General features: G+C 41.5%; 16 protein-coding genes. 7 read left to right on the top strand and 9 right to left on the bottom strand.

All coding sequences use genetic code 11. The annotated features are described in order from the left end of the window. The first annotated feature begins 281 nt into the window (after positions 1-281). On the top strand, positions 282-746 hold the full coding sequence (locus V7K36_RS20420) for a DUF29 domain-containing protein (protein ID WP_335118704.1): 465 nt from the start codon (positions 282-284) through the stop codon (positions 744-746). Positions 747-753: 7 nt separating this feature from the next. Here V7K36_RS20420 and V7K36_RS20415 read toward each other — a convergent pair whose 3' ends face one another. Further along, positions 754-1554: a PhzF family phenazine biosynthesis protein gene (locus tag V7K36_RS20415; protein ID WP_335118701.1), complete on the bottom strand. Its 801-nt coding sequence runs from the start codon at positions 1552-1554 to the stop codon at positions 754-756. A 213-nt stretch (positions 1555-1767) separates the two neighbouring features. Next, positions 1768-2238 (bottom strand): hypothetical protein, encoded by a 471-nt coding sequence (locus V7K36_RS20410; protein ID WP_335118699.1) that lies wholly within the window; start codon positions 2236-2238, stop codon positions 1768-1770. Positions 2239-2606: 368 nt separating this feature from the next. Here V7K36_RS20410 and V7K36_RS20405 point away from each other — a divergent pair, with 368 nt between their 5' ends. The 4 genes from V7K36_RS20405 to purT all read left to right on the top strand — a co-directional run bounded on the left by V7K36_RS20405 (position 2607) and on the right by purT (position 7465). Then, entirely contained in the window at positions 2607-3557 is a 951-nt protein-coding gene (locus tag V7K36_RS20405; protein WP_335118772.1) for an ABC transporter ATP-binding protein, read from the top strand. Between the two features lie 44 nt (positions 3558-3601). Further along, complete coding sequence (locus tag V7K36_RS20400; protein WP_335118697.1) at positions 3602-5350, top strand: ABC transporter permease subunit; 1749 nt, start codon at positions 3602-3604, stop codon at positions 5348-5350. A gap of 400 nt (positions 5351-5750) precedes the next feature. Further along, positions 5751-6233, top strand: coding sequence for a pentapeptide repeat-containing protein (locus V7K36_RS20395; RefSeq protein WP_335118695.1), 483 nt, complete (start codon positions 5751-5753; stop codon positions 6231-6233). A 68-nt stretch (positions 6234-6301) separates the two neighbouring features. Continuing rightward, positions 6302-7465 (top strand): formate-dependent phosphoribosylglycinamide formyltransferase, encoded by a 1164-nt coding sequence (purT, locus tag V7K36_RS20390; RefSeq protein ID WP_335118693.1) that lies wholly within the window; start codon positions 6302-6304, stop codon positions 7463-7465. A gap of 628 nt (positions 7466-8093) precedes the next feature. Here purT and V7K36_RS20385 read toward each other — a convergent pair. The 5 genes from V7K36_RS20385 to V7K36_RS20365 form a co-directional block, all read right to left on the bottom strand. Further along, positions 8094-9431, bottom strand: a complete 1338-nt coding sequence (locus tag V7K36_RS20385; protein ID WP_335118692.1) for a serine hydrolase — start codon at positions 9429-9431, stop codon at positions 8094-8096. A gap of 127 nt (positions 9432-9558) precedes the next feature. Beyond that, positions 9559-11052, bottom strand: a complete 1494-nt coding sequence (crtH, locus tag V7K36_RS20380) for a carotenoid isomerase (RefSeq protein ID WP_335118690.1) — start codon at positions 11050-11052, stop codon at positions 9559-9561. A 778-nt stretch (positions 11053-11830) separates the two neighbouring features. Beyond that, positions 11831-12568 carry a hypothetical protein gene (locus tag V7K36_RS20375; protein ID WP_335118688.1) on the bottom strand — a complete coding sequence of 246 codons (738 nt, stop codon included), beginning with the start codon at positions 12566-12568 and terminating at the stop codon, positions 11831-11833. An 8-nt stretch (positions 12569-12576) separates the two neighbouring features. Then, on the bottom strand, positions 12577-13890 hold the full coding sequence (locus tag V7K36_RS20370) for a cytochrome P450 (RefSeq protein ID WP_335118686.1): 1314 nt from the start codon (positions 13888-13890) through the stop codon (positions 12577-12579). A gap of 62 nt (positions 13891-13952) precedes the next feature. Beyond that, positions 13953-14735, bottom strand: coding sequence for an ABC transporter permease (locus V7K36_RS20365; protein ID WP_335118684.1), 783 nt, complete (start codon positions 14733-14735; stop codon positions 13953-13955). Positions 14736-14884: 149 nt separating this feature from the next. Between V7K36_RS20365 and V7K36_RS20360 the strand changes: the two genes are divergently transcribed. Both V7K36_RS20360 and V7K36_RS20355 read left to right on the top strand, forming a co-directional pair. Continuing rightward, positions 14885-15490: a DedA family protein gene (locus V7K36_RS20360; RefSeq protein WP_335118682.1), complete on the top strand. Its 606-nt coding sequence runs from the start codon at positions 14885-14887 to the stop codon at positions 15488-15490. A gap of 252 nt (positions 15491-15742) precedes the next feature. Next, positions 15743-16114 carry a hypothetical protein gene (locus V7K36_RS20355; RefSeq protein ID WP_335118680.1) on the top strand — a complete coding sequence of 124 codons (372 nt, stop codon included), beginning with the start codon at positions 15743-15745 and terminating at the stop codon, positions 16112-16114. A gap of 108 nt (positions 16115-16222) precedes the next feature. Here V7K36_RS20355 and V7K36_RS20350 read toward each other — a convergent pair whose 3' ends face one another. After that, positions 16223-17257, bottom strand: a complete 1035-nt coding sequence (locus V7K36_RS20350; RefSeq protein ID WP_335118678.1) for a pentapeptide repeat-containing protein — start codon at positions 17255-17257, stop codon at positions 16223-16225. A 337-nt stretch (positions 17258-17594) separates the two neighbouring features. After that, positions 17595-18476: a pentapeptide repeat-containing protein gene (locus V7K36_RS20345; protein ID WP_335118676.1), complete on the bottom strand. Its 882-nt coding sequence runs from the start codon at positions 18474-18476 to the stop codon at positions 17595-17597. Between the last annotated feature and the right edge of the window lie 45 nt (positions 18477-18521).

Below are 18521 nucleotides of genomic sequence, written 5' to 3'. Positions count from 1 at the left end.
AAACCTCTTGCAATGGCATTGTATCAATTAACAATGGCATTATGTCGGCTTGCAAAAATTAAGTAGAGTCGATGGCTAGTATTTTCCACCGCACTTCTCTAAAGTAGGACTTACACAAAACTACACGCTAGTAGGGGCAATTCATGAATTGTCCCTACTCACCTTGCATAACAGTTACCGCTTGTCCGGCGAGAAAAACGCGATCGCCTCGCATAGCTGACGTTAAAATAACTGTAAAATATCTCAACTTTTGCTAGTCTACGGTGGATTGCAGGAAGCTGATGACCCCGATTCCGAAAAGCGCAGCCCAGTTGTATGAAACGGATTTTGTAGCATGGACAGAAAAGACTGTGCAACTTATTCGTGCTGGACAATTTGCACAAGTAGACTGGGATGCTGTAATTGAGGAGATTGAAAGCTTGGGACGGTCAGATCGACGGGAGTTGAAAAGCCGCTTAGAAGTATTATTGCAGCATTTGCTCAAGTGGCATTATCAGTCAAGTTTGCGGAGTGGCTCTTGGCGAAATACGATTGATAAGCAACGCAACCGAATTGCAGATTTGTTGCAAGAGAGTCCCAGGCTCAAGTCCTATCCAGAAGAAGTTTTAGCCCAGTGCTACGATCGCGGATTGAAAGCTGCTAGTAATGAAATTGAACTACCAATAGATACGTTTCCAGTGGAATATCCTTATTCCATTTCCCAAGTTTTTGATGCTGAGTTTTTGCCGGATGCGATTGATTTGTAATATAGGTTTATGCGCTAATTAACTCACCTCGCATCACAGTTACCGCTTGTCCGCCCAGAAAGACGCGATCGCCTCCTGTATAACGTACTTTTACCACCCCACCACGACTTGATGCTTGATAAGCCAAAAACTCATCTTTGTGCAAGCGATCGCGCCAGAACGCAGCAAGGCAACAATGGGCAGCCCCAGTCACGGGGTCTTCATTAATACCTACTCCTGGTGCAAAGAAGCGAGAGATAAAATCATAATTTGGATCAGATTGCGTAATGCTGGTGACTATAACATCAGAAACAGGCAACGTTTTTAGGAGTTGAAAATTTGGCTGCATTTGCCGCACCAAGTCTTCCGATTCCAATTCCACTAAATAACCTAGTGAATTTTGCAAGACAGATTTGTATGGTACACCCAAAGCAGCATTAAGTTCTGGAGGAGCGATCGTTGCTTGTGAGTGATTTACAGGAAAATCTAACTCAATCCACTCACCTTGCAACTTAGCAATCAGCACTCCACTTTTGGTGTAAAAACGCGCAATTTCATTAGCTGACAGATGCCCCTCTGACCAAAGTACATGGGCACTAGCTAAAGTTGCATGACCACAAAGCGGCACTTCTACCGTGGGCGTAAACCAACGCAGATTAAAGCCATCATCTTGTCTAACTAGAAAAGCCGTCTCAGATAAATTCATCTCCTGCGCCACATTCTGCATCCAGCGTTCGTCTTGAGGAGTAGGCAAAACACACACAGCAGCAGGATTACCTGCAAAAGGTGTATTCGTAAAAGCATCAACCTGAGTAATGGTTTGTCCCATTAGAGTCACCTTGAAAGTTAGACAGTAATATAGCGTTTCCTAATGACATGAAGTAAATCATAGCCCCCTCTCGAAGAGCGGGGAGGGGGTTGGGGGTGGGGTTCTTGTACCTTCACTCAAGTGAGAACCGCTATATATTTATCAAAACAGAATAAAGGCGTCATAGCGATCGCCTAGACTTGACAATCTAGATAATCGCTATGTCATCCTACCTTATGCTGTCTTCCAAACCTTGATAAAGGCAACCACTGAATATCCGCAAGCGTTCATCGTTACTCCATTGACTGTACCACCAACCGCAGAGCCTATAAAAGGCATTATTGTTGCTACGTTCACAAAAGTTTTCTCACCTGCTTTGGAGATTAACTTAATTCCTAAAGCTTTGTTTATCTCAGCAAAAGTTTTACCAGGGATAGACATCAAAGCTTTTTGCATAACTTGTGATCCTGCCTTAGTTCCTAATTGATTAGCAAATTCAGATACAGTAACTCCAGCAGCAGTAGCTAAAACTAGTAGTCGTGCAGATTCGCTTCTTATATCAATGCCATAAAGGGCAAAAAGAGCGGATGCTAATTTTACATTGGAATACAAAGTAATCGCAATATCAGTTGGTATTCCAGCTAATCCTATGAGTCCATTTACAATACCGTTGCCTACTGACCAAACGGTTGACTCTAATATCATCAAGTTTGCAATATTATCTCTATTACCTACCCAATAAAAATTGTTGGCAAAAGATAGTCCCCATTACCTACCATCTTCGATCGCACTAGCAATAGTTTGCCCGATAACAGGCATATTCATAATCGATTCAAAATCCATACAGCTTTTACCTGATTAACTGAGAAGACCTAGAGATTTCTAGTTTTAGTATTATCCGTAGTAAAACTTAATGATTAGTATTATTTAAAACTTCATTGAAATAGTGGTAAATAATGCCCATTACACAAAGCAACTTTATATAAACTCAGTTTCAATTTCTGAAACCAGCCTGACAAAAGCTTTAGAAAAGGCTAGGTTAAGTGTTAATCACAAGCCGCACGCCAGCAGCAATGGTAAAAGAATTAGCAATTTGCACCCGTGGATTAACTAAGCAATTTGACCGGCACGTTGCTGTCAATGATGTTGATTTAGAAATTCAGGGGGGGGAAGTATATGGATTGATTGGGCCGAATGGCGCGGGTAAAACAACTCTCATCCGAATGTTGGCAACAGCTGAGGAACCAACTACAGGTGAGATTTATATTAATGGCGATCGCCTACTCCGTGACAAGAGTAACCCCAAACTTAAGCGTCGTCTAGGCTACTTACCCGATGACTACCCGCTATATGAGGATCTGACAGTCTGGGACTACCTAGATTATTTTGCGCGTCTGTATCGTTTGCGAGAACCACGCCGCACTCAACGCCTACATGAAGTTTTAGAACTAATCCAACTTGGTAATAAACGCCACAGCCAGATTTCTACCCTGTCGCGGGGGATGAAACAGCGCTTAAGTTTAGCGCGAACCATTATCCACGAACCGATTTTACTACTACTAGATGAGCCTGTTTCTGGGCTTGACCCCATCGCCAGAATGCACTTCCGCGAAATCATCAAGGCTTTGCAAGAAGCTGGGATGACTGTAATCATTTCCTCCCATGTTCTCAGTGATTTAGCGGAATTGTGTACTTCTGTGGGAATTATGGAACTTGGCTTCTTGGTAGAAAGTACCTTTTTACAGCAACTTTACCAACGTCTTGCCCATCAGCAAATTGTGTTATCAACTTTGGGAAACTTAGAGGCACTTTTGAGCGAACTAAAACATCATCATTTAGTAGAAGAGTGGGAGGTAATACCAGGAAAAAACAGCGTGCGGGTGAATTTTTCGGGCAAAGATGAAGATAGTGCTGAGTTATTGCGATCGCTGATCAAAGCAGGGATTCCCCTAAATGATTTTCACTGCACGCAAGAAGACTTAGAAAGTATTTTCTTAAAATTAGGTCACAAACAAGCATCTTGATACGTCAATAAATATCACTCCCCATTTTTGGAGAATTTTTTCTTATGATGCTCAATTTAGTAGAGAAAATCGGCGATTGGAACCCGCAACTATTCCGGGAACTCAAAGGACGCCTGAAATTTTTTAATGTAGCGATCGCAGTTGTGACATCTCTACTACTGCAACTGGTAGTTTTTTTATATCAGTTACGGGAGTTTCCTGATGATAAATATTCGCTAGATAGCACATACTGTCGTTCTAGTCAAGTATATGAACAGCAACAAAAACAGGCTTTCCAAAATGCTGACTTCAATGATTTAATCTCAAAGCAGATTTGTCCCCAAAACGAAATTGATTGGCAGTTGTGGTGGCGAGACCACTGGGAATATATATTCCTAACATTTAGTGTAATTTTTGTATTTACACTATTAGTTGCAGGAACTTATTTGCTAATCAACGATTTAGCCAAAGAAGAAACTCGCGGTACACTGAATTTCATCCGTCTCAGTCCTCAATCAGAAACAACTATATTGACTGGCAAGTTTCTAGGAGTTCCGAGTTTAATTTATCTCGTAATCTTAGTTGCAATTCCTTTACATTTGTGGGCTGGGCTTTCTGCCAAATTTGCCTTTAGTTACATTTTGAGTTACTACGCAATTCTTGCTGCCAGCTGTATTTTCTTCTACAGCGCTGCACTACTCTTTGGTTTAGTTAGTCGTTGGTTTAGCGGTTTTCAGCCTTGGTTAGGTAGTGGTGCAGTTTTCCTTTTTTTGTTCACAACGATGGTGCTAGCATCGTCTTATAACGAGAGTTTAAATAATTCAACTGCTTGGTTTAGACTCTTTAATCCTTGGGATGTAACAAATTATTTATTTCCTAACTTGTTCCATATATCCAATGGTTTAGCCCTGGAAAACTACCAGTTTTTCTATTTACCATTAGGGACAAGTGTTGTGAGTGTTGTTGGTTTTCACTTGCTGAACTTTGGATTGTGCAGTTACGGTATTTTGCAAGTTCTTAAACGTTGCTTCCGTAATCCTCAAGCCTCAATAATCAGCAAGGAACAAAGTTATTTCCTAGTAGCATTTTGCCAATTGATGATGTGGGGGTTTACCGTACAATTCGGTATAAATAAAGAAAGATGGGATGAACAGGTTGGGGGAAATCTCATTTTGTTGGCAGTGTACAACTTTGTGTTGATTTTAAGTTTAATTGTGGTTCTTTCCCCTCACCGTCAAGATGTACAAGATTGGGCAAGATATCGATATCAGAGAGTTTCTAGCCACAAAAATTTATGGCAGGATCTAATTTCGGCTGAAAAAAGCCCTGCACTCGTGGCGATTGCTATTAATCTGACAATTGTTACTATCCCCTGGCTAGTTTGGGTTTCACTTACATCTGTTTTTGATGCAAACAATGGCCAAACTTGGCTGAGTAACGATATTGACAGGTTTAAAGTAGTTTTAGCTATAGCTTTGTCTATCAGCTTAATGATGATTTACGCTACCATCGCCCAATTGATACTTTTGCTGAAAACTCCTAAACGTTATTTTTGGACAATTGGGACTTTAGGTACAGCAATGTTTCTACCACCGATAATTCTACAATTTCTCGACATCTCCTCATCGAAATATCCAACTGTTTGGTTATTTTCAACTTTTCCTTGGACAGCTATAGAATACTCTGGGGTGACAACAATTTTTATGGCACTCCTAGGTGAGTTGAGTGTTCTAGCGTTGTTAAACTTCCAGTTGACAAGGCAGGTGAGATTAGCAGGCGAATCTGCCACGAAAGCATTATTGGCAGGACGTTAGGTAAGTAGTTATCGATACACGTTAGAACCCCGACTTCTTTGAGAAGTCGGGGTTCTTGTTTTCAAAAATGATTTAAGACTTCTATATTATATCATGTCCGCTTCATTACTTATAAAACCCAAGAACCCCACCCCGCCAAGGCTACACTTTGTCTCCCCTCCCGAAGAGCTCTTAGGGGTTGGGGGTGGGGTGCAATGACTGTGGGAATCATAACTAATTATCCGAACTTGATATTATCTATTATTTGCCTAAATTCACGGTTAAATTTTTAATGGTTAAAAACCCTTGATTTTATATTAGTCCACGCAGGTGGACGAGAGCTTGTGTAGTAGCGTTCGCGTCAGCGTGCCGGAGGCTCTATTCTATTCGCCTAATACTTTTCAAACATCCTCTAAGAATTATGCTAAATCTTTCTACTCAAGACCTACGCTATACAGCCATCCAGTTTTTAGAACAAAGTCCCACACAGCGTCTACAAATTCTTAAGCAACTGGGCATAGCTCGTTATGATTTTTTAACCAAAATACAACTAAATGAAGCAAATGTCATTTGTATAATGCGTTTTTTTAAATATCCAAGTCAGCTAAAATTTCCTAATCTTATCGGAGCAGATTTATCTGGTTTAATTTTAGATGGTGTAAACCTCATCCGAGGAAACTTATCAGAAGCAAATCTACAAGGTAGTAGTTTAGTTGATGCAGACCTCTTATTTGTAAATTTTACGAAAGCCGACTTGAGAAATGCAGATTTACGAGGTGCAACTCTTAACGAGACTATTTGGTTAGAGACTCTAGTAGATAAGTGTCAGCTTGGCGTAGGTTCTGGTTTAAATGATCTGCAACGTCAAGATTTACAACTACGTGGGGCTAGATTTAATTCTTGAGAAGATGGTAATTAAAACAACACAAAAAATTATAATATTATTGAATTGAAATTGTCCTGGATAAGTTAATGAATATTAAGTTGCCCCAAAAATTGATGTTGCTGGGTTCAGGAGAACTAGGCAAAGAATTTGCGATCGCAGCTCAACGTCTTGGTAATTATGTGATTGCCGTTGACCGCTACGCTAATGCTCCGGCGATGCAAGTTGCTGATGCTTATGAAGTTATTTCTATGCTCAGTGCTGATGATTTAGAAGCTGTAGTGACAAAACATCAGCCAGATATTATTATACCAGAAATTGAAGCAATCAGAACAGAAAAACTGATCGAATTTGAACAGCGAGGAATTACAGTTATACCGACTGCGGCTGCTACTAACTATACAATGAACCGCGACAGAATTCGGGAACTAGCGCATCAAGAATTGGGCATCAGAACGGCTAAATATGGTTATGCAACTACTCTACAAGAATTAATTGCAGTTTTTGATGAAATTGGGTTTAGTAATGTTGTTAAACCTGTGATGTCATCCTCTGGTAAAGGTCAGTCTGTGGTGCAAGAAAAAAGTGAAGTTGAGAAAGCTTGGAATTATGCGATCGCTAATTCTAGAGGAGACAGTCAAAAGGTGATCGTAGAAGAATTTATTAACTTTGAAATTGAGATAACTTTACTGACAATTAAACAGTGGAATGCACCGACAATTTTTTGCTCTCCTATTGGTCATCGCCAAGAACGAGGCGATTATCAAGAATCGTGGCAACCCGCACTAATTTCTGAAGATAAGATATTAAAAGCCCAAGAAATAGCCATAAAAGTCACTGATGCTTTAGGAGGAGCCGGAATTTTTGGCGTTGAGTTTTTCATTACCCAAGATGAAGTAATTTTTTCCGAACTTTCTCCCAGACCCCACGATACGGGAATGGTGACATTAATCTCACAAAATATCAATGAATTTGAACTACATTTAAGAGCAATTTTAGGCTTGCCAATTCCTCATATAGAACAGCTAGGAGCATCAGCCAGTGCGGTAATTTTAGCATCAGAAAAATCTGATTCTATCGGTTTTACAGGTGTAGCCGATGCTTTGTCAGAAAAAGATGTAGATATTAGATTATTTGGTAAACCTAATGCTCATCCATATCGGCGAATGGGAGTAGCTTTAGCGAAAGGTGTTAATGTCCAAGAGGCTAGGGAAAAAGCTACGAAAGCAGTCAATAAAATCACAATTATCTAATCCAAGTAGGTGGGTTGAATTAAATATAAAACCACTGTAGCTGTAGGGTGTTTTATCGCTGAGAGGACGGCATTATTTCAGGCTTTCGGTGCGTTACGGAAGCCGTAATACACCGAAAGCCTGTATCAATTACTTAAGGTTAAAAAGGCGGTTATAATATTATGTCCGCATAATTAGTTACGATTGCCACAGTCATTGCACCCCACACGCCAGATGCTCCACTTGCGGAGACCCCTCTGAGCGCTGGCTCCCCTTAATCCCCTCCCCGCTTGCGGGGAGGGGAGACGAAGCGTAGCTTTGGCGGGGTGGGGTTCTTCGGGTTTAATAAGTAATCAAGCGGACATGATATAAAACCTTAATTTTTCCTTAGTCTGCGGAGGCGGACTTGGTTTGTGTAGCCGCGTTCGCGTCAGCGTGCCGGAGGCTCTATTCTATTCGCCCTGGCTCTAAGTTGACACTATTTTTAACCCAATACGGTTGGGTTAGAGCCAAAAACCAAAACCAGCGTAGGTTGGGTTGAGGAACGAAACCCAACATTTTGCAGGGTTTGTTGGGTTTCACTTCGTTCAACCCAACCTACAATTATCCTTAACTGAACTGTATTGATTTTTAACCCAATTGTGAGCTGCTATCTCGTAGCACTGTTAGGCGAATTAAGCGAGGCGACTGGATTCGGCTGATTCAGGTAATTGTAAACAAGCTGGGAAACTTGACGAATAAAGTCTCTCCCCCTGCTGTCCTTATACGGACGGGTGACGAAGATAGCCGCCAAATAGCGCTTACCATTGGGCATAGTAATAAATCCCGCGTCGCCAATGAGAAAGCCGATATCTCCGGTTTTGTTAGCGATGACAGCACCTTTCCCCAAACCTGCGGGAAGCAGTGTGCGAATTGTGGTGTGACGCAGAATATCTAAAACTTGCTCCCGACTCTGTAAAGAAACTAGCTTGTTATTCACAACTAAAGCCAGCACCCGCGCCATATCTTCAGAACTTGTGGTGTTGGTTCCTCTCAAGTCAGCCAAAAGATGGCGAATTACCGTGTCTTTCAGTCCCCAAGTACGGAAACGCTGATTTAGTTTCGCTGCCCCACCCAAGCGATCAATAATCATGTTGGTGGCGGTATTGTCACTGATAGTAACCATCTTAGTGATGGTTTCCAAAGCTGTGTACTTCTTACCAACTCGTTCATACTGCATAGTTCCAGAACCATTGGTAACTAAGTCACGCCGCATGGTGAGTATTTCATTCAGAGTGACTTTACCAGCATCTAAATCCTGGAAAAAGGCGATGAGAATTGGCAATTTAATTGTACTTGCAGCCGGGAAAACGCGATCGCCTCCAATATCCAAATAATCCCCAGTATCCAAATCCAGGAAAAACATTCCTGTTTTGAGAAAACTGTAGCGATTCATCAAGGCTTTAATTTCAGGTTCCAGCGCTTTCATCGGTAAATGCATAGGAACCACGCCAGCAAACAGAGTGCTATGATCACTAACTCTTGGAGAAATACTCGGAGTTATTTCTAGATATTTCGGCTGGGTTGCAGTCAGTGGTAATGGCTTGGGTAACTGCACAGACCAATGATTAGGGGATTCCTCTTGCAACTTTACCTGTGTTAGATCGAAGGTGTAACCGGGTGCTAAAGTAACTACCATGCGGGTAGTCTGTGCGTTAAACTGCTCAATGCGAATCTCTTGAATTACTAACCCCACTCTTTGACTAGTCTGTGGATATCCTAATGTAACTCCAGACAAATCAATTACCAGACGAGTAGGGTTGGTAAGTAATTGTACTTTCGGTTGAACATTCTCATCTGTGGTGAAGTCCAGATGATTGCGATTGCTATCAAAATGCCAATTAGCGATCGCAGCAGCTTTGACAGTAGAGCCAAACAGGAACAAACTTAAGAAGCTGGGTAGAAGCAAGCTAAATTTTAAAATATTTTCTTTGTGTGTGAGGATCATCAGTGAGCGCTTTGTGTGAGGAAAATTCTTGAGAAACAAAAACCGCTCCCTATTAAAGCACAATTGATTGAAAAGTTTTATAAATTATGTGTAAGGCTATTCCTATGATCACCTTGATTGATGTACATTAAAATCCTAAATCTACGGCAATGCGGTGGGCGCAAGCAAATCCAGAAAAAGCGACTGCATTCAACCCTTGACCCGGAAAGCTACTATCCCCTACACAATAAAGTCCTGGAATAGCTGTGCGATTAAAGGGCATCTTTAATAACCCCCACAACTTGCGCCGGGGAATTGGCCCGTATGTGCCATCTTCACGACCCAAAAAGCGGCGATGGGTGCGCGGTGTGCCTACCTCCAGATAATCCAATCCAGCATCTAAACCTGGAAAAATCTTCTCTAGGCGGTCAATAATTCGCCAAGCTGCCTCTTCTTTCTTCGCTTCGTACTCACTCACAGAAAGTTTTTGCCAATCATCAATCCAGTGAGGGGTGAAGGCATGAATGATGTGATATCCAGTTGGTGCTAAATCTGGGTCAAGCAATGTGGGAATCGAAACAAAAACTGTGCCTTCTGCTGCTGTCATCTTTTCCCAATTTTCCAGCAAAATATGATGGCACTCTGTCCCCGCAGGTAAAACTGACTCCTTTACCCCTATATGCAAACTCAAGAAGCTTGGAGATTTTTGATAATTTTGTTGCCATTCTTTCTCATTATCTGGCATTCTTTCTACTGGTAGTAATTGTGCAAATGTATCCCAGCGTGTAGCATTAGAAACTATGCGTTTACCCCGATATACTTGACCATTAGCCAGTTGCACACCTACCGCTTTTCCCTGTTCTGTGAGAATTTTTGTGACTCTAGCTTGGTACTGAATCTTACCTCCAGCCTTCTCTAGACCTTCCACCAGTTTTTGGGCAATTTGTCCCACTCCGCCTTTAGGATAGTTTACTCCGCCATAATGCCTGTCAGAAAAGACCATTCCAGCATTAATCATTGGTGTCATATCTGATGGAACCACCGACCAGCAATAACATTCCATATCGATAAATTTCAATAATTGCGGGTCTTTGATGTAGCGTGTGGCAAAATCCCCCGCATTTTGGGGGAGATACTTAACTAAACCGAGACACGCCAAAGGATGCTGAAAAAATACCCGCAGTAGATACCGAGGTTCTTCCAGCGATAGCAAATCCATGCTGTTGAGACACTTGAATACTTTTTGGCATTCGTCATAAAAGCGACGAAGCCCCTGTTCTTCATGGGGAAAATGAGCAGTAAGATTTTGCAAAAATTTTTCATAAACCCGGTCAACCTTCAGGTCTAAACCTTGGGGTAGATGATAGTGAATCTGCACTGGATCTGCGATCGCTTCTTGGCTGACATTTACAGCTGATAATGCACGGGTGAGTAAGTTGGTAGTACCCTTGTGTCCCAGCCCAAAAATCATTGATGCGCCGACATCAAATCGATAGCCTTGGCGTTCAAAATAACCGGCGCTACCACCTGGAATCAAATAACGTTCCAGTACCAGCACTTTCGCTCCCTTCGCCGCTAACTGGGTCGCTGTTACTAATCCGCCAATCCCAGACCCAATCACGATCGCATCAATATCTTGCATTTTTCTCTTTTGTCATTAGTCCTTTGTTTATTTTCCAATACCTAATCACAAAAAAGAGGGACGAGCCTGCTGCTGCTGGCTAATCCCGTCTGCCGATCCTTAAAAGAGAGGAGAACACTGTAGAAGAATATAGCCTTGATTGATAATTGATGTCAAGTACTAATGAAAAACTTTATCAATAAAATTGTTCTCTCGTTCTTATGCTCTGCATGGGAATGGCTGATTAGGGGCTGCTGCCTCCAGTCAGACATTGAGCCAGAGTCTCAATGAATGCATTCCTCCCATACGGAGTATGGGAACGAGGAAAACCTCATCAAGCTGGGTTTTTGGGACTTGACACAAGTCCCAGTAAACTAAACTACTACAGCAGATTGCAACAAGCGCCTCTGTACAGATTATTGTTAGGGCACAACATTGTTGTGCCCCTACCTGTGTACCTCATTTACCTGAAAAACGCTGTAATTACACGAAGATTTCCAACATCTGGCTAATGGTTGTTAAATAGCTAGGACTAGCCCTTTCAAGGTGAGCAGATGTACTATCAAACTTTTTACGGCATTTCAGGCATCGGCTGGAATTGAACAAAGAATTTAGGTATTAAACTCCAAATTTTTGGACTCTAAATTAAGCGATCACATACGCCAACATACGAAAATTGGGTTAAAATATCATTTATTTAATAGTACAAACGTTCACCTTGAAAGGGCTAGACTTACGCACTGTACAAATCAATCATGGTATGTATTTACCAAAATAGGTCGTTTTAGGCTTTTATTAATCATTCTTTGAAGCCAAGGTGTGATTCAACGCTTTTTAGCGGTTGAATTTTTGATATTTCTATATCAATTGTGTCAGCAGCAATCAAATCTGCTGCTTCTTCTAAAAGCTCATTTTGTTCCTTTTGAATTGCTTCTAAACGATGAGAAATTTCTGCTAATCGTTGTTGCTTATTTGGTTGAAAATTTTCAGGTAGTAAAATAGGCAGATTATCAGTTATTTTAGTAGCTGTCATTCGTTGAATAGCAAAACTGCCAACTTTAGTTAAGGATAGAAAACTAACTTTAATCAAAACCTGAAGTAATTGTATCGGAACTTGGAGTATTGACCAACTAGCTGTTTCAATCAAGCGGACAATTGCTTTGATGATGCTCCAAAGCAGAGCAAGTGCAAACAGCAGAATTACTACACTAATAATTGAGTGATTAGCCGCCCAACCTAGTATTTGAACTAACCGAAAAAATATTGGGTGTTGTGTCAGCCAATCATTCACAGAAGAACTAATTGCTGTTTTTACTACTCCCGATGTTGTACTCTTAACTTGTTCAGCCGTTTGCCAGCTTTGTTCTAAACCTGTCGTAACTCTATCAATTACTCTATCAGTTGTTGTATTCAAAGACTCCTCAACTTGTTGTGCTGAGTTACTTAGAGAGTTAACGCTTCCGCCCACAAAATCTTTTACATTTTGCAAGCGTTCTAAAACTCCGTTAGGCAAATGTATGTCTATTTGGGATTCCATAAAACATTTCACTGAGGTTGAAATCGAACCCGTAACCCATCTTTGGGGCGATTAGTGGGAAAGAACACTGTTTCTAAACTTTGATTGGGTAATATCTCCCAATGATAATTGCGTAGAAGGTGGGCAGCAATAATCTTCATTTCCATTTTGGCAAAGGCTATACCAATACAGATGCGTGGCCCACCACCGAAACCAACTAAACTAAAAGGATACTTTTTATGTTCTTGGCGTTGCGGACTGAAACGATCTGGATCAAAACGCTCTGGTTCAAGGTAGATTTCCTTTAGGCTATGAGTTATCACAATTGAATAAAGCAACTGCCAACCAGCAGGAACGTGATAACCTTTAAACTCAAAGTCTTTAATTACACCACGAAACCCAGCTCCGGCAGATTGATGCAATCTTTCAACTTCCCATAGAACCTGCTCTAAATAGGGCATTTTCCCTAATTGTTCTAAATCCAAGTCACCTTTACTTGCAAGTTGTAATTGTTCTTCCCTAGCTTTTTTGAGTACTTCTGGATGACGGGCTAACTCTACACACAGCCAAGTCAGCATCGAAGTAGTCGTTTCATGTCCAGCAAAGAGTAACAGCACCGCTTGGGCAATGATTTCTTTTTCACTTAGGCTGTTACCATCTTCATCTTTAGCTTGTATTAACAAGCTGATGGTATCTTTAGTTGGGTTTTGCTGACGTTCTCTGACAACTTGAGTTAGATGCTCTAAAATCTGATTACGAGCGGCTATAGCTTTACCAAATGCAGTAAATGGTAAAGACAACGAGTTAATAGCAAACAGCCCATTCCCCAAGGTTGTAAACAACTGGCTGAGGCGCACACATTCAGGCCCAGGACGCGTACCCAACAACAATTGACTGGCAATATCAAAGGTTAGCTGTTTAAATTCTTGGAACCAAGTAAACTCCTGTTTTTTCTGCCACTTTTGGAGATAGCCGCGCGTAATATCTTCCATTGTGGAGACATAATTCACTAATGCTGGACCATGCAACGCCGGCATCATCAAGCGGCGGTTTCTGCGGTGTTCCTCTCCATCTTGGAGAACAAGTGATTCACCGAGTAATATCTTGAAATTATTAGGCCATCCCTCGCGCCAAGAAAAATTATCCATATGGCTTGACAAAACGAACTCTAATGCCTCCGGCCTTACCATTACTACAGTCGGTCTGCCAAAAAGATGAGTTTTGAAGATGGACCCATACTGGCGATAGCGCTTTTTGCCAAAATCGCGGTCGAAAATAAAGGAGAGTGTTTCACCGAATACAGGTATACCAAAGCTTCCAGGAGGAATTTGATTACTTTTCATATGTTAACTTTATTGTTGCTCCAACAACTTTGGGCAAGGCGCTGCCTTGTCTACGCTCCTCTCTAACTCGAAGCACTGGTATAAAACCGCAACGCAAACCGCCAAAACCAAGTAGAAGCGAAAAATAGCACTACTGCTAATATTGCCGCACCTATCAGCCAGCTAATTTCACTCCGACCCAACAGCGCTTGGGCTGGTATAGTTGTTAAAAAAGCTACTGGCATCACAAAGGTGAAGAAAAAGCGATAAGCAGTGGGATATGCAGCGATGGGATATCGTCCAGCTTCCAACAAACCACGCAACACTTCGGTAACGTTGTGTATTTTGACGAACCAAATACTCGTCGCTCCTAGCATAAACCACAGGCTGTACAAAATCACCAAGCTGAAGAATAACGGCAGTACAGCAAGTAGGTAGTCGTCTATCCCTACACCGAGGCGTTTACCTGCATAGCCAATAATAATACTACCAAAAACTAGATCCGGCAGTCCCCAAGGTGAAAGAGTATGGGTAGAAAGCCAAAACTGACTGCGGATAGGTTTTAATAATATAAAGTCCAAAGTGCCTTGCTGTATATGGCGGACAATGCGATTCAAGTTAGACGCCAGAAAAGTAGCAGAAAATCCTTGTAGTAAGGTAAAAATTCCTAGAACTACTAAAGCTGCTTCCCATGACCAGCCACTAAAAGTGTAGCCAGTCCGGTAAAACAAGAATAGGCCAAAGAGGCTGCCGACAAGATTTCCCAAGCTGCTGAGGGTAGCTATGAAAAAATTAATCCGATACTCCAACTCTGCCGCGATCGCAGCACCCCAAAATAGTCTTAGTACTTTCAAATATCTTCGCATCTTGCACCCATAACCCAAAATACGCCATCTGTAATTATATTTATCAAGATGACACAATAACTTTATGTAAATTTAATATTACTTTTTATTCAGGAAAATTGCTAAACGTTAAGATGTTGTGGATCTATTGTTGAAAAGTAAGAAATTCTATGCATCTGGATTTACCACAACTGATTAAATCACTCGGCTACTTTGGGGTATGGGCGATTGTCTTTGCTGAATCTGGCTTGTTAATTGGATTTTTTCTGCCTGGAGATAGTTTATTGTTCACTGCTGGATTTGTCGCATCTCAGAATTTACTGAACATTTGGGTTCTGATTTTTGGTGCTTTTATTTGTGCAGTCCTAGGAGACAATGTTGGCTATTTTACTGGGCATAAATTTGGCAGAAGACTATTTCAGAAGGAAGATTCATGGTTGTTTCATAAAAAACATCTTGTGAAAACCCAAAACTTTTATCAACAGCACGGTAAAAAAACGGTTGTTTTAGCACGTTTTTTACCCATTGTTCGGACTTTCGCGCCGATTGTGGCTGGGATTGGTGCGATGCATTATCGCACATTTATGTCTTACAACTTAATCGGTGGCTTTCTTTGGACATTCGGCATCACCATGTTAGGGTTTTTCTTAGGAAAATCTCTGCCACCTGAACAGGTAGATAAGTATTTATTACCCATTACTGGATTAATTATAGTTATTTCTTTAGTACCATCGATTATTCATGTAATACAAGAAAATAGAGCAAACAAAAGTTGATATATTTTTCGTAATTGATGGGGATTATTAATTTTGAATTTTGAATTTTGAATTGGGAGCGTTCGCGCAGCGTCTCGTTAGAGAAGCGACGTGACTTCCTTAAACATCAACCTCTATCTGTTGCTAGAAAATCTCGTCTTTTTTCTAATTGCCACACTTTTTATTGTGGTTGTGAACTGGGCGTAGAAAGACACAAAGCCCTATACCCTACCTCTACCATTTCCGGCTTGGTATAAAATCTGGTTTCGCTCAATGCAACTACTAGGAATAGTGCTACCATTAGTAGCGATGCTTTTGTGGGGTGTATGGTGGGGCGATCGCAGTGTGTTAACTGTGCTTGGTTGGTATTTTATCGTATTAGGGTTGCAAATCATCTCTGAGACAGTAACGCTCAGGCAGTTGCAAAATGTAGTGTGGGTGATGATTCCTTATATATACTTGCCTTACCGCTTCTGGCAGTTGTATGAGGGTTTGACACTTTTGGATTCTAAAAGCGAGTTGCTGTGGGTACGATATTTATTAGTTTTTGAATTGGTAGTATGGATTGTTAACTACGCTATAGATGTATCTCAATTGCCACGGCTGTTTCGCTGGGAGGTAAAATCAAACTCTGACGTTAGTTAGGGATTAATCGCAGAATTGACCATTTTTACCAAAGAAGTGCGATCGTTGCAGACGTTGGCGCAGCGATCGCCTGCTTTTAGCCCAACAACATATTGCACTTCCTCTTCTCTAGCATTGGTTTGGATTTTCTGAAGGCAAGCCCAGTTGTTCGCGAAATTCTGGATTATAGCAGGCTTGATCCCAATTCTCAGCTGTTTTTAACTTTTGAACAGTTAGGTGACGAGCGCTTTTCAGGTTAGCACTCTTGAGCTTGGCACCTTCAAAGTTAGTACCTTCCAGGTTGGCATTTTCCAGGTTGGCACCTTCAAAGTTAGTACCTTCCAGGTTGGCATTTTCCAGGTTGGCGTTGGAGAGTTTGGCACCTTCAAAGTTGGCATTTTCCAGGTTGGCGTTGGAGAGTTTGGCACCTTTAAAGTTGGCGTTGGAGAACTTGGCACCTTCAAGGTTGGCACTCTTGAGGTTGGCACTCTTGAGGTCGGCACTGGAGAAGTCGGCATCTTTGAGATTGGCACTAGAGAGATTGGCACCTTCAAAGTTGAGATTAAATAAGTCAGGATCTCCGATTTGGGTACTTTCTTTGAGGTCAACACGTTTGAGGTTGGCACTGGAGAGGTTGGCACTGGAGAAGTCGGCGTGTTCGAGGTCAGCATCTTCAAGGTTGGCACTCTTGAGGTTGGCACCTTTAAGGTCGGCACTGCTTAGGTCGGCATCTTCAAGGTTGGCATCTTCAAGGTTGGCACTTTTAAGGTCGGCACTGCTTAGGTCGGTAGTATTGAGGTTGGCACGTTTGAGGTTGGCACGTTTGAGGTTGGCACGTTTGAGGTCGGCACTGCTTAGGTCGGTAGTCGAGAAATTAGCATCTTCAAGGTTGGCACCGGAGAGATTAGCATTTTCAAGGTTGGCACCTCCAATGTCGGCATCATTCAATGAAATATTATTCAGGGTGCTACCAGCCTTAACCAGTTTTTCCAGCGCTTCAATTCTTTCCGTACTGTCTTTTTGCCCTTGAAGAGCTTCGACAGTATCCAAAAGTTGTTTTATTTCTATCTTTTTGTATACAACAATTCCCACAAATATTACTACAGCCACCAGGAGAATAGAAGTAAAACGAATTGACCTAGAGCGATCATTTTTTATGTCCATAATACTTTGGTAAATAAACTCACAAACTCAACTCGATTACACTAGGTTTGCAGCTTTTTCCTGCTGAAATACCTTGACTTTATTTAAGTAAGTGGGCGTGAATAATTAAAGATTTGTAGTAAGCGGCTTTAACCTTTAAATAGGGGTAGACCAGCTTACTACCAGCCTATTCAATTACTTTTAGATTGCATAACATAGTTTGATTAATTTTTGCCCACTTGCTTAGTTGTTTTCCTAGAAGTAAATGATTCGTTGATTCATTGGGATTATAAAGATATTCGTAATGCGATGAAAGCTTCCCTCTTCAAACACAACTTCAACTGCACAAGAAAATTGGTCAGCATTGACCGTGATTTCCTGGAGGTAAGCCTAGTTGTTTGCGAAATTCTAGCCCGTAGCAAGCTCTTTCCCAATTTTTAGCTGCTTTGAGCTTTTGAAGAGTTAGGTTTTGGGCATCTTGAAGGTTGGCATCTTGAAGGTTAGCACCTTGAAGGTTAGCACCTTGAAGATTTGTACTCTTGAGGTCGGCATTTTCAAGGTTGGCATCTTGAAGGTTGGCATCTTCAAGGTTGCTACTCTTGATGTTGACACCTTGAAGGTTGACACCTTGAAGGTTGACACTGCTGAGATTACTACTCGTGAGATTAGCACCTTGAAGGTTAGCACGTTGAAGGTTAGCACCTTGAAGGTTAGCACTACTGAAGTTGGTACTGCTGAGGTTAGCACCTTGAAGGTGGGCATCTCTGAGATTGACACTGGTTAGATTGGCATTGCTGAGGTTGGCACTGGTTAGGTTGGCATTGCCGAGGTTGGCACTGGTTAGGTCGGTATTGGTTAGGTTGGCATCTTTAAGGTCGGCACTGGTTATGTCGGCACTCTTGAGGTCGGCATCTTTAAGAATGGCACGTTCCAGGTTGGTACCTTCAAGGTCGGCACTCTTGAGATCGACTTCTTTAAGGTCAGCATCTTCAAGGTTGACACTGGAGAAATCGACATTATTCAATGGAATCTTATGCAGGGTGTTATCAGTGTTAACCAGTTTTTGCAGCGCTTCAATTCTTGCTGTACTGTCTCTTTGTTCTTGAGCAACTTCGACACTATTCCAAAGTAGTTTTATTTGGATCTTTCTTCCTACAAAAACTACCACAAATATTACTAAAGCTACGAGGGGAATAAGAGCAAAACCAGTCGGCCTAAAGCGATTATTTTGTATGTCCATGATACTTTACTGAATAAACTCACAAACTCAACTCGATTGTGCTAG

The sequence above is a fragment of the Nostoc sp. genome, assembly GCF_036919555.1.
GTDB lineage: Bacteria > Cyanobacteriota > Cyanobacteriia > Cyanobacteriales > Nostocaceae > Nostoc.
This window is presented reverse-complemented; position numbering and strand designations above follow the sequence as displayed.